This window comes from Enterobacter sp. SORGH_AS_0287 (genome assembly GCF_031453695.1).
GTDB classification, from domain to species: Bacteria; Pseudomonadota; Gammaproteobacteria; order Enterobacterales; family Enterobacteriaceae; genus Enterobacter; species Enterobacter ludwigii.
Genome location: NZ_JAVIZW010000001.1, coordinates 3,507,316 through 3,519,732, shown reverse-complemented (window position 1 = coordinate 3,519,732; position 12,417 = coordinate 3,507,316). Strand labels below are relative to the sequence as shown.

Sequence of the window (12,417 nt, the reverse complement as noted above, 5' to 3'; positions counted from 1 at the left end):
ATACTTTTGCCAAAAGAGAGAAATAAAGAATAAGTGACTACGCATTCCCATAAATGCGCGAGGAATCTACCACAGAGAGATGACAAATTAAGCATTCCTGTGATGAATGTCAGAAGGGGTAAAGGCAGGATTTGTAAACAAGATCGGCAACTAATGTTGCCAGTGATTTATGCCAGGCGCAGCAGGATCGCCCCGCCCGCAATTCCCACTGCGGCCGCGATACGCAGGCCCGCAACCTTCTCTTTTAACAGCACAAATGCGATCAGCGCCCCGAAGAGGATGGATGTTTCACGCAGGGCGGCGACCACGGCCAGCGGAGCCTGGGTCATCGCCCAGAGCGCCAGCCCGTAAGAGCCCATGGTGCCGATCCCCCCGAGCAGCCCTTTTTTCCAGTGCGTACGCAGGTATCTGGAGGCTTCCCGTCGGCGTGCCATCATCGCCCAGAAGAGCAGACAGAAGCCATTCATAAAGAAGGTCCACAGCGTATAGCCCAGCGCGGTGTCTGATAACCGCACGCCGGTGCCGTCGACCAGCGTATACCCGGCGATAAAACAGGCATTGAGCAGTGCAAGCCAGACCCCCTTACGCGACGTCATGCGGCCGTTCATGGCCATAGCCAGAATCGACAGGCAGATCACGGCGATGCCGGACCACGCGAGCCATGACAGGCTATCTCCCAGCACCAGCACGCTTATCAATGCCACCAGCAGCGGTGCCGTACCGCGCATCAGCGGATAGGTCTGGCTCATATCGGAGACCTGGTAGGTCTTTGCAACCAGCACCGTGTACACCACCTGCAGCGCGCAGGAGACCCCTAAAAACGGCCAGCTGGCAGCAGACGGCTGTGGGGAGAAGGGCAGTAATACCAGGGCGATAAACGCGGCGGAACCGCTAACGCTGATTGCTGAATAGAGCTTGTCTGTACCGGCTTTAACAATGGCGTTCCAGCTGGCATGCAGCAGCGCGGCGAACAGTAAAATGCAGAAGACGGTAATGGTCATGGCGTATCTGGCGGTGAATTGTCACTCAACTGTAACATTCACAACCTGATGCTGCCAGCCGGTCACACCGCGCAAAACAGACGGTGTGTGACCCGTGGTTCATCCGAGACCAGCGTAAAGCCCGCCTGATGATAAAACCCGTATGCAGCGTCCGGCGCGTGGGTATTGAGAAAATCAAACCAGATGCTGGCATCGGCCATTACCACGGTCAGAAGCTGCTTACCAATGCCCAGCCCGCGGCACTTCTCGCTGACGTAGAGATGACGAATGCGGCCGGCGCGCGGTTGCTGGCTGAAGGGATCGCGGTTAAGACCGCATACGCCCACCAGCTTGCCGTTCAAAAAGGCGCCCAGCAGCTTTTCGCCCGGTGCGTTAAAACGGTTTTCACCGCGCTGCCAGTTCTCTTCCAGCCGGCGCAGCATGTTGAAATTCGATGCGATACTTTCGGCCTTTAAGGCGATATAGCCTGGTTCTTCTGGCGTGACAGGCTCAATTAACAGACGCGACATAGCATTCCCTCGTTATTAAAGAGGGGCGGTTGCCCGCCCCTCTCAGGTGCGACTTGAACCTGAATCACCGAAGGTATTTCAGGACAGCATCAAGTAGTTGCAGTACAGCAACAATGAGTTTGAGGATAAGTATCACCATATCCACTACGCTCATACGCGTCTCCTTTTGGTTAAAAGGAGCACGATGCTGGCGTACCTTTCCGCCGCCTGTGACCAGCACCTGGATTGACGTAACACAGTGTGCTCACTTCAGGGGGTTAAGGCACTGACGGCACCACCCGTTTCAGCCAGGACTTCGTTGCGCCGGTAGAACTGCGGCCCCCTCGCTCACTGCGAACACCCTCAGTATAGATAAATACTGTATGCATGAACAGTATTTATTGGACAAAATTCAGAAGGCGGTCCATACTCAAAAACGTCAAAATCCGTGCCTGAATTGCGCGTTCGTCTTCGATCGCGTATACTTTTTGCGTTGACGTAACACAGTGTGTTCTGCGGCGACCAACCGCAAAACCTCTGAAAAAAAACCTCGCTCAGGCGAGGTTTTTTGTTTTCTGCACGCAACAAACGAAACGTGATCTTCGACGCATTTTTGCGCAGATGAAAATATTTCCATTGTCATGCCCGAAAAGCTGTGTTTGTATAAATTCTATCAATAGATTCCAAACACAGGTCCCCAATGACAGCATCCATGTTCACCTCGACCCTACTAGCAACTGCGCAACCAGCCGCAGTGGTCGTCGTGCGTGTGGTGGTGGTCGTCGGCAATGCGCCGTAGGGACTGGATCAACACACGAATCCAAAACCCCGCCGGCGCAAACCGGGCGGGGTTTTTCGTTTAAGGACCCTCCCCGGAAAGTCGGCTCAGAAGAAAAGGACTGGAGCATGGCAAGTTCGGGCACAACATCCACCAAAACGCGTTTCACGGGCGCGCAGTTAATCGTTCATTTGCTGGAACGACAGGGCATCACCACGGTTGCGGGGATCCCGGGCGGCACCGTGCTGCCGCTGTATGATGCGTTAAGCCAAAGCACGCAGATTCGTCACGTTCTGGCGCGTCACGAGCAGGGCGCGGGTTTCATCGCTCAGGGCATGGCGCGTACGCAGGGCAAACCCGCGGTCTGTATGGCCTGCAGTGGCCCGGGTGCGACTAACCTGGTCACCGCTATCGCCGACGCGCGCCTGGACTCAATTCCACTGATCTGCATCACCGGCCAGGTGCCGTCCTCCATGATCGGTACCGATGCGTTTCAGGAAGTGGATACCTACGGCATCTCTATCCCCATCACTAAACATAACTATTTAGTTCGCGATATCGCCGAGCTTCCTCAGGTTATCAGCGATGCGTTTCGTATTGCGCAATCCGGCCGTCCCGGCCCGGTGTGGATAGACATTCCTAAGGATGTTCAGACCGCAGAGATCGAGATTGACGTGCTGCCGGAGCCGGGTGAACGTGCGCCAGCGCCGCAGTTCAGCGCAGAGAGCGTGCAGGCTGCAGCGGCGATGATTAACGCCGCCAGACGCCCGGTGCTTTATCTGGGTGGCGGGGCGATTAATGCCTCCGACGCGGTACGCCAGCTCGCAGAGAAAGCCAGCCTGCCCACCACCATGACCCTGATGGCGCTGGGTATGTTGCCAAAAGCGCACCCGCTGTCGCTGGGTATGCTGGGGATGCACGGCGCGCGCAGCACGAACTATATTCTGCAAGAAGCGGATTTGCTGATTGTTCTGGGTGCACGTTTTGATGACCGGGCGATTGGCAAGACCGAGCAGTTCTGCCCGAACGCCAAAATCATTCATGTGGATATCGACCGTGCCGAGCTGGGTAAAATCAAGCAGCCGCACGTGGCGATTCAGGGTGACGTTGCCGAGGTGCTGGCGCAATTGATTCCGCAAACGGACGCTTCCGATCGCGCCGACTGGCGTCAGCTGGTTGCCGATCTGCAAAAAGAGTTCCCGGGCGCTATCCCAACCGAGGGGGACCCGCTGAGCCATTACGGGCTGATTAACGCCGTGGCTGCCTGCGTTGATGACAGCGCAATTATCACCACCGACGTAGGCCAGCACCAGATGTGGACCGCCCAGGCCTACCCGTTGAACCGTCCGCGTCAGTGGCTGACCTCGGGTGGACTGGGGACCATGGGCTTTGGCCTGCCGGCGGCAGTGGGCGCGGCGCTGGCCAATCCCGATCGCAAGGTGATCTGCTTCTCCGGTGACGGTAGCCTGATGATGAACATTCAGGAAATGGCGACGGCAGCCGAAAACCAGTTAGACGTGAAAATCATCCTGATGAACAACCAGGCGCTGGGGCTGGTGCACCAGCAGCAGAGTCTGTTCTATACGCAGGGCGTGTTTGCCGCGACCTATCCAGGAACGATTAACTTTATGCAGATTGCCGCCGGTTTTGGCCTGCATACCTGCGATTTGAACGCCGAAGCGGACCCTCATGCGGCGCTGCAGGCGGCGATTTCTCGTCCTGGTCCGGCGCTGATCCACGTGCGTATCGATCCTGAACAAAAAGTGTACCCGATGGTGCCGCCAGGTGCGGCAAATACTGAGATGGTGGGGGAATAAGCCATGCAGAAACAACATGATAACGTCATTCTGGAACTCACCGTCCGCAACCACCCTGGCGTGATGACGCACGTCTGTGGGCTTTTTGCCCGCCGCGCGTTTAACGTGGAAGGTATCCTCTGTCTGCCCATTCAGGGCAGCGAGCACAGCCGCATCTGGCTACTGGTGAATGACGATCAGCGTCTGGAGCAGATGATTGCGCAGATCGACAAGCTGGAAGATGTCGAGAAAGTGGTGCGCAACCAGTCCGATCCCACCATGTTTAACAAAATTGCGGTGTTCTTCGAGTAAATAGCGCAAAGCTTGAACCCCCACGCGCTTATCGTTAAGGTAAGCGCGTTTTTTAACCCGCCAGGAACGCGCCATGACCACCATCGCCCTTATCGACGACCATCTCATCGTCCGCTCCGGATTTGCCCAGCTGCTGAACCTTGAGCCTGATTTTCAGGTGGTGGCGGAGTTCGGCTCCGGTCGCGAGGCGCTGGCAGGTTTGCCCGGGCGCGGTGTCCAGGTCTGTATCTGCGATATCTCAATGCCGGATCTCTCCGGACTCGAGCTGCTGAGCCAGTTACCGAAAGGGATGGCGATCGTGATGCTCTCGGTCCATGACAGCCCGGCGCTGGTGGAGCAGGCACTGAACGCAGGCGCACGCGGATTTCTTTCCAAACGCTGCAGCCCGGACGAACTGATCGCTGCCGTACGCACGGTCTCCACCGGCGGGTGCTACCTGACGCCGGATATCGCCATCAAGCTGGCGGCAGGGCGACAGGACCCGCTCACCCGACGCGAACGTCAGGTGGCAGAAAAACTGGCGCAGGGGATGTCGGTGAAAGAGATTGCCGTGGACCTGGGGCTGTCGCCAAAAACCGTTCACGTTCACCGCGCTAACCTGATGGAAAAACTCGGCGTCAGTAATGACGTTGAACTGGCGCGCCGCATGTTCGACAGCTGGCAATGAACCCGCTGTTTTCACGGCTGATCGCCGTTGCTGCCAGTTTTTCCATTTTCTCCGCCGCCTGGTTCTGCCTGTGGAGCATCAGCCTGCATCTGGTTGAACGCCCGGAGCTGGCGGTGCTGCTTTTCCCGTTTGGCCTGCGTCTGGGGCTGATGCTGCAATGCCCGCGCGGTTTCTGGCCGGTACTGCTGGGCGCCGAATGGCTGATGCTGATCTGGCTGGCGCAGGAGGTGGCGCTGGCGCACTTGCCTTTACTGGTGACGGGCAGCGTACTCACGCTGATCCCGGTGGCGCTGATCTCCCGTTATCGTCACCAGCGCGACTGGCGCACGCTGCTGCGTCAGGGGGCTGCGCTGATTGCCGCCGCGCTGTTGCAGTCCCTGCCGTGGACCGGCGAAGAGGAGATGCTTAACGCCCTTCTGCTGACGCTGACCGGCGGTCTGACGCTGGCTCCCACCTGTCTGGTTATCTGGCACTACCTCACCAGTACCGTCTGGCAGCCGCTCGGACCGGCGCTGGTCTCTCAGCCGGTAAACTGGCGCGCCCGGCATCTTATCTGGTATCTGCTGCTGTTTGCGATCAGCCTGTGGCTGCAGCTTGGCCTGCCCGATGAGCTGTCGCGCTTTACCCCGTTTTGCCTGGCGTTGCCGATTATTGCCCTCGCGTGGCACTACGGCTGGCAGGGCGCGCTGATTGCCACCCTGATGAACGCTATCGCGCTGATTGCCAGCCAGACCTGGCACGATCACCCCGTCGATTTACTGCTCTCCCTGCTGGCCCAGAGCCTGACCGGGCTGCTGCTGGGGGCCGGGATTCAGCGCCTGCGTGAACTTAACCACTCATTACAAACCGAGCTGGCGCGTAATCGCCGTCTGGCAGAACGCCTGCTGGAAACGGAAGAGAGCGTCCGGCAGGAGGTGGCCCGCGAGTTGCACGATGACATCGGCCAGACCATTACCGCCATTCGCACTCAGGCAGGCATCGTTCAGCGTCTGGCGGCCGAAAACGCCGGCGTAAAGCAGGGCGGGGCACATATCGAACAGCTCTCTCTTGGCGTGTATGACTCGGTGCGGCGACTGCTTGGCAGGCTGCGACCGCGCCAGCTGGACGATCTTACGCTTGAGCAGGCGGTACGGTCTCTGATGCGCGAGATGGAGCTGGAAAGCCGCGGGATCGTCAGCCATCTTGACTGGCGCATCAATGAATCTTTGCTGAGCGAGGGCCAGCGCGTCACGCTGTTCCGCGTCTGTCAGGAAGGGCTGAATAATATTGTTAAGCACGCCAGCGCCAGCGCGGTAACGCTGCAGGGATGGCAACAGGATGAACGCCTGATGCTGGTGATTGAAGATGATGGCTGCGGTCTGCCGCCGGGCTCCGGCCAGCTGGGTTTTGGCCTGGCGGGCATGCGTGAGCGCGTCAAGGCGTTGGGTGGCACCCTGACCATCTCCTGCACCCACGGCACGCGCGTCAGCGTCAGTTTACCGCTGAGGAGTCAGCATGTTTAAAACCCCGGCGAATGCCGCCCCGCTAAACGATAAACGTGAAATTGACGCCCGCTATCGTTACTGGCGTCGCCATATCCTGATCACCATCTGGCTGGGGTATGCGCTTTTTTACTTTACCCGCAAAAGTTTCAACGCCGCCGCGCCGGAAATCCTCGCCAGCGGGGTGATGACACGCACCGATATTGGCCTGCTAGCGACGCTGTTTTACATCACCTACGGCCTGTCGAAGTTCTTCTCCGGTATCGTCAGCGACCGCTCGAATGCCCGTTATTTTATGGGCTCTGGACTCATTGCCACCGGGGTGGTGAACATTCTGTTTGGCTTCTCCACCTCACTCTGGGCCTTTGCGCTGCTGTGGGCGTTGAACGCCTTTTTCCAGGGATGGGGCGCGCCGGTGTGTGCCCGTCTGCTTACCGCCTGGTACTCGCGCAACGAGCGTGGCGGCTGGTGGGCTATCTGGAACACGGCGCATAACGTCGGGGGGGCGCTTATTCCGATGGTGGTCGGGGCGGCGGCGCTGCACTACGGCTGGCGCACGGGAATGATGATTGCCGGCGGGCTGGCGATCGTTGCCGGGCTGTTTCTTTGCTGGCGACTGCGTGACAGGCCACAAACCGTGGGCCTGCCCGCGGTAGGCGACTGGCGGCACGACGAGATGGAAGTCGCTCAACAGCAGGAAGGTGCAGGGCTGACGCGTAAAGAGATCCTCACCAAATATGTGCTGTTAAATCCCTATATCTGGTTACTCTCCCTCTGCTACGTGCTGGTCTACGTGGTGCGTGCGGCGATCAACGACTGGGGCAATCTGTATATGTCCGAAACCCTGGGCGTCGATCTGGTGACCGCCAACTCGGCGGTGACGATGTTCGAGCTGGGCGGCTTTATCGGCGCGCTGGTGGCGGGCTGGGGCTCGGATAAGCTCTTCAACGGTAACCGCGGGCCGATGAACCTGATCTTCGCCGCCGGGATTTTACTTTCCGTTGGTTCGCTATGGCTGATGCCGTTTGCCAGCTACGTGATGCAGGCGGCGTGTTTCTTCACCACCGGCTTTTTCGTCTTTGGCCCGCAGATGCTGATCGGCATGGCGGCGGCGGAGTGTTCACACAAAGACGCCGCGGGAGCAGCCACGGGCTTTGTCGGGCTGTTTGCTTATCTTGGCGCTTCGCTCTCCGGCTGGCCGCTGGCGCGGGTGATCGACGTCTGGCACTGGAGCGGTTTCTTCGCCGTGATCGCCATCGCGGCAGGAATTTCGGCCCTGCTGCTGCTGCCGTTCCTGCATGCGCAGGCGCCGCGCGAGGCACACGAAGCGTGATGTGCTTCACCTTTTCATCCCGAATGGCGCAAAACTAAGAAATTTTCCTGGTTTCACCTGGACGCTGTCTCAGGCGTCGCTCCCGGCTGGTTTTTACAATGCTGCAAAAATCAGCTCAGGAGTAAACCAATCATGCTGGCCTTCTTAAATCAGGTGCGCAAACCGACCCTGGATCTGCCGCTCGATGTGCGGCGTAAAATGTGGTTCAAACCGTTCATGCAGTCTTACCTGGTGGTCTTTATCGGCTACCTGACCATGTACCTGATCCGCAAAAACTTTAACATCGCGCAGAACGACATGATCTCAACCTACGGGCTGAGCATGACGCAGCTGGGGATGATTGGCCTGGGCTTCTCTATCACCTACGGCGTGGGCAAAACCGTCGTTTCCTACTACGCGGACGGCAAAAACACCAAGCAGTTCCTGCCGTTTATGCTGATCCTCTCCGCCATCTGTATGCTCGGCTTCAGCGCCAGCATGGGCGCGGGCTCCGTCAGCCTGTTCATGATGATCGCCTTCTACGCCCTGAGCGGTTTCTTCCAGAGTACCGGTGGGTCGTGCAGTTACTCCACCATCACCAAATGGACCCCTCGCCGCAAGCGTGGTTCGTACCTTGGCATGTGGAACATCTCCCACAACCTCGGTGGGGCGGGTGCGGCAGGCGTGGCGCTGTTCGGCGCAAACTACCTGTTCGACGGCCACGTGATCGGCATGTTTATCTTCCCGTCGATTATCGCCCTGATTGTCGGCTTTATCGGCCTGCGCTACGGCAGCGACTCCCCGGAATCGTACGGCCTCGGCAAAGCCGAAGAGCTGTTCGGCGAGGAGATCAGCGAAGAGGACAAAGAGACCGAAGAAAACGAGATGTCCAAATGGCAGATCTTTGTTGAGTACGTGCTGAAAAACAAAGTGATCTGGCTGCTCTGTTTCTCCAACATCTTCCTGTACGTGGTGCGTATCGGTATCGACCAGTGGTCCACCGTGTATGCCTTCCAGGAGCTGAAGCTCTCCAAAGAAGTTGCGATTCAGGGCTTCACCCTGTTCGAAGTGGGCGCGCTGGTCGGCACGCTGCTGTGGGGCTGGCTCTCGGACCTCGCCAATGGTCGCCGCGCGCTGGTGGCCTGCGTCGCGCTGGCGCTGATTATCGCCACGCTCGGCGTCTACCAGCACGCCAGCAACCAGTACGTTTACCTGGCGTCCCTGTTCGCGCTCGGCTTCCTGGTGTTTGGTCCACAGCTGCTGATCGGCGTGGCGGCAGTCGGCTTCGTACCGAAAAAAGCGATCGGCGCTGCCGATGGAATTAAAGGCACCTTCGCCTACCTGATCGGTGACAGCTTCGCCAAGCTGGGTCTGGGTATGATCGCCGACGGCACGCCGATTTTCGGCCTCACCGGCTGGGCCGGGACCTTTGCCGCGTTGGATGCCGCCGCCATCGGTTGTATCGTCCTGATGGCGATGGTCGCGGTGCTGGAAGAACGTAAGATCCGCCGTGAAAATCGGATGCAGAAATTAAAAGTAGCCTGAGTGTGCAGGTAACTTCTTTGCCCGGTTGACCGCCGGGCTTTTTTTACATCCCACCTTTACCCCCCTTTACAGACCCGCTCCCTGCAATGCTCTACATTTTAATTTTGCTGCCGCACCCCGCGGCTTTTGTCCGTTTTGTTATGGAGAGCTTGCATGGTAAACCGACGACTATCCTGTCTTGCGCTATTGGTGGCGCTTGCCTCCCCCGCCCTGGCGGCGGATGCGCCGACGTACGGCGAGAAGCTGGAAGGGTTTGATTACGCCTGGCCGGTTAAGCATTTCACCTTTACCTCGCAACATCAGCCGCTTGATATGGCCTATCTGGACGTTAAGCCAGAAAAACCCAACGGCCGCACCGTGGTGCTGATGCACGGTAAAAACTTCTGCGCCGGAACGTGGGAGGGGACTATCCGCGCGCTTTCCGCCAGCGGATACCGCGTGGTGGCACCAGACCAGATTGGTTTTTGTAAATCCACCAAACCCGAGCATTACCAGTACACCTTCCAGCAGCTGGCGGATAACACCCACGCGTTGCTTAAGCAGCTCGGCGTCGATCGCGTGACGGTTATTGGGCACTCGACCGGCGGCATGCTGGCGACCCGCTACGCGCTCATGTGGCCGCAGGAAGTGGAACAGCTGGTGATGGTCAACCCGATTGGTTTAGAAGACTGGAAAGCCCGCGGCGTACCGCATATTACGGTCGATCAGTGGTATCAGCGTGAACTTAAAACCAGCGCCGATGGTATTCGTCAGTACGAGAAAAATACCTACTATGCCGGGGAATGGAAGCCGGAGTATGAGCGTTGGGTGACGATGCTGGCAGGGCTGAACAATGGGCCGGGCAAAACGCGTGTCGCCTGGAACTCAGCCCTGCTTTACGACATGATTTATACCCAGCCGGTGATCTACGAATTTGGTGAACTGAAGATGCCGGTATTATTGATGATCGGCACCAAAGACAACACCGCCATCGGGAAAGACCTCGCCCCGCCGGCGATCCGCAAGACGCTGGGCAACTATGCAGTACTGGGTAAGGAGACGGAAAAACGCATTCCGCATGCGACGCTGGTTGAGTTTAACGACATGGGCCATGCGCCACAGATGCAGGACCCTCAGCGCTTCCATGACGCGCTGCTGAAAGGGCTGCAGGCACGCTGACCGGTCTAAAGCAACAGCCCCGCAGCCCGTTCTGCGCGGGCTGTCTTCGGCGCACTACACGCCAGCACGCCTGGCGCTGCCCTCATAACGATTTTCCACCTTTTTTCACTGCACTATTATGGCCTTGCCCGCTGTCGACGCCGCGCGTTTCCCGCTATGATGAGCGGCTGACGTAGAGGAGAACGCATGGTCTGGATAATGCTGGCAACGCTTGCTGTGGTGTTTGTGGTGGGATTTCGGGTCCTGACCTCAGATTCACGTCGCGCAATTAAACGCCTGAGCGAGCGGCTGGGGATCACCCCGGTTCCTGTAGAATCGATGATCGATCAGTTCGGTAAAACGCCCGGCAATGAGTTTATCCGCTACCTTGAACGCCCGGACGAGGCGCATCTGCAAAACGCGGCGCAGGTGCTGCTGATCTGGCAGGTCTGCATTGTTAATGGCAGTGAAGAGAATTTGCTTGCCTGGCACCGTATGCTGCGTAAAGCCCGTCTGGCCGCGCCGATCACGGACGCGCAGGTCCGTCTGACGCTGGGTTTTATGCGTGAAATGGAGCCCGATCCGCAGGAGCTAAACGCCTTCCAGTTACGCTATAACCAGCTTTTCCTGCCGGAAGAGGGCGTGTTTTACCTGCATTAAGCCGTTTTCCCGCATAACACATTCTGTGCGTTAAGAATCTCCTCTCTATTTTCATTGAGGCGAGTGGCGGCATAGATATCTATGTTTAACCTTTTTGCCTCGGCGTCCGTGAGTTCACGGTAGCAAAGTCCTTCCTGATTAAAGGTGCATTTCGACTGAGGCAGTAGCGCAAATCCTTTCCCTCTTGCGATACGGCTTAGCATCACAAGGGTATCATCCGGCTCTTTTATCCGCTTCAGAGGCGTTTTCAGCGTATCAAAGTAGCTTTCGCATTTGTCGTAAAATGACGGGTTGGCACTTCTGGAAAACCAGAAAATGGGAAGATCGCTAATATCCTCCAGCGCGACTTTCTCTTTCAGGCTGGCAGGGTGTAAAGAGGGCATTGCGATGAGCAACGGTTCCTGGCAGACCCAGCGGTATTGAACAATGTCTTCATGACCCGTTCCTTTTTCACCGGTCAGCACCAGATCCAGCATGTTTTTAGACAAGCTTTGCAGCAGTTGGGCTGACGTCAGGTCCGGCGTTTCGACATCATCTCCCGCGTTCATTTTGTGAAGCTGGGTATTCACGGGTTCAATATATTCAAAATTAAGGGTCCGTGTGAGTCCAATACGCAGGCTCGTTTCAGAAGAGAGAGGATCTTCTTTTAGGTTACTGATGTCTTTGAGTATTTTTTCAGCCTGAACAACCAGCGCACGGCCTGCTTCTGTGAGGCTAACGTCATGCGTGTTGCGGCTGAACAACTGACGTTTCAGAACCGCTTCAAGGCATTTTATCTGACGCGTCAATGGCGGTTGAGTCATGCGTAGGCGTTCGGCAGCCTTACGGAAGTTCAGTTCATGTGCGACAGCGAGAAAGCATTGTAATTGTTTGATACTGGGCAGGTTATTGCTGATTAAATGTTCTGCTGTGGCCATACGTGGGTCCTGAATGCGAAAAGGTATTTCGTCTTTTTTCCATTTCGATATTACACGCTAAATGCGGGCAGTAAACCCATTTCAACAGTAATACCAAAAATATATTACAAATTTAACAATTCCAATTGTTTCCTATATTGATAAATTTCTACCCGAATCCTCACTCAATCAATATTCGGAGTAATTATGTCGTCTAAATATGTACTGGTATCACGCTTCCCGTTAAAAAATACTTTTACAGAGAAAGATTTTACCTCCTTAAAAAGCAATGAAAACGTTCGCTAGTTTTCCTGTGAAGAAAACGGTGTTAATGAACTGCTGGA

General features: G+C 56.9%; 13 protein-coding genes. 9 read left to right on the top strand and 4 right to left on the bottom strand.

Annotated features, from left to right (window positions below; genetic code table 11):
* Nucleotides 1-167: 167 nt before the first annotated feature.
* The 3 genes from QE396_RS16695 to tisB form a co-directional block, all read right to left on the bottom strand.
* Entirely contained in the window at nt 168-1,001 is an 834-nt protein-coding gene (locus tag QE396_RS16695; RefSeq protein ID WP_020882736.1) for an EamA family transporter, read from the bottom strand.
* 62 nt (nt 1,002-1,063) lie between these two features.
* Nucleotides 1,064-1,510, bottom strand: coding sequence for a GNAT family N-acetyltransferase (locus QE396_RS16690; RefSeq protein WP_014167984.1), 447 nt, complete (start codon nt 1,508-1,510; stop codon nt 1,064-1,066).
* A 64-nt stretch (nt 1,511-1,574) separates the two neighbouring features.
* Nucleotides 1,575-1,664, bottom strand: a complete 90-nt coding sequence (gene tisB, locus QE396_RS16685; RefSeq protein WP_020684667.1) for a type I toxin-antitoxin system toxin TisB — start codon at nt 1,662-1,664, stop codon at nt 1,575-1,577.
* 525 nt (nt 1,665-2,189) lie between these two features.
* Here tisB and ivbL point away from each other — a divergent pair.
* The 9 genes from ivbL to QE396_RS16640 all read left to right on the top strand — a co-directional run bounded on the left by ivbL (nt 2,190) and on the right by QE396_RS16640 (nt 11,177).
* The gene (gene ivbL / locus QE396_RS16680) at nt 2,190-2,288 is read left to right on the top strand and encodes an ilvB operon leader peptide IvbL (protein WP_071605430.1); all 99 of its coding nucleotides are present in this window, start codon (nt 2,190-2,192) and stop codon (nt 2,286-2,288) included.
* Between the two features lie 107 nt (nt 2,289-2,395).
* On the top strand, nt 2,396-4,084 hold the full coding sequence (gene ilvB / locus QE396_RS16675; protein WP_020882735.1) for an acetolactate synthase large subunit: 1,689 nt from the start codon (nt 2,396-2,398) through the stop codon (nt 4,082-4,084).
* 3 nt (nt 4,085-4,087) lie between these two features.
* Nucleotides 4,088-4,375 (top strand): acetolactate synthase small subunit, encoded by a 288-nt coding sequence (ilvN, locus tag QE396_RS16670; protein ID WP_014167986.1) that lies wholly within the window; start codon nt 4,088-4,090, stop codon nt 4,373-4,375.
* A 73-nt stretch (nt 4,376-4,448) separates the two neighbouring features.
* On the top strand, nt 4,449-5,042 hold the full coding sequence (gene uhpA / locus QE396_RS16665) for a transcriptional regulator UhpA (protein WP_014167987.1): 594 nt from the start codon (nt 4,449-4,451) through the stop codon (nt 5,040-5,042).
* Nucleotides 5,039-6,544, top strand: a complete 1,506-nt coding sequence (uhpB, locus tag QE396_RS16660) for a signal transduction histidine-protein kinase/phosphatase UhpB (RefSeq protein WP_020882734.1) — start codon at nt 5,039-5,041, stop codon at nt 6,542-6,544. Before uhpA ends, uhpB begins: the two co-directional genes overlap by 4 nt.
* On the top strand, nt 6,537-7,856 hold the full coding sequence (locus tag QE396_RS16655; RefSeq protein WP_014167989.1) for an MFS transporter: 1,320 nt from the start codon (nt 6,537-6,539) through the stop codon (nt 7,854-7,856). The genes uhpB and QE396_RS16655 overlap by 8 nt, the downstream gene beginning before the upstream one ends.
* Before the next feature lie 132 nt (nt 7,857-7,988).
* Nucleotides 7,989-9,380 carry a hexose-6-phosphate:phosphate antiporter gene (gene uhpT / locus QE396_RS16650; RefSeq protein WP_020882733.1) on the top strand — a complete coding sequence of 464 codons (1,392 nt, stop codon included), beginning with the start codon at nt 7,989-7,991 and terminating at the stop codon, nt 9,378-9,380.
* A 153-nt stretch (nt 9,381-9,533) separates the two neighbouring features.
* A complete protein-coding gene (locus QE396_RS16645; protein WP_020882732.1) occupies nt 9,534-10,538 on the top strand; it encodes an alpha/beta fold hydrolase in 1,005 nt (334 codons plus the stop codon).
* Nucleotides 10,539-10,724: 186 nt separating this feature from the next.
* A complete protein-coding gene (locus tag QE396_RS16640; RefSeq protein WP_020882731.1) occupies nt 10,725-11,177 on the top strand; it encodes a DUF1198 domain-containing protein in 453 nt (150 codons plus the stop codon).
* Here QE396_RS16640 and QE396_RS16635 read toward each other — a convergent pair.
* Complete coding sequence (locus QE396_RS16635; protein ID WP_020882730.1) at nt 11,174-12,094, bottom strand: LysR family transcriptional regulator; 921 nt, start codon at nt 12,092-12,094, stop codon at nt 11,174-11,176. The two genes, QE396_RS16640 and QE396_RS16635, sit on opposite strands and share 4 nt — an antisense overlap.
* Nucleotides 12,095-12,417 lie beyond the last annotated feature (323 nt).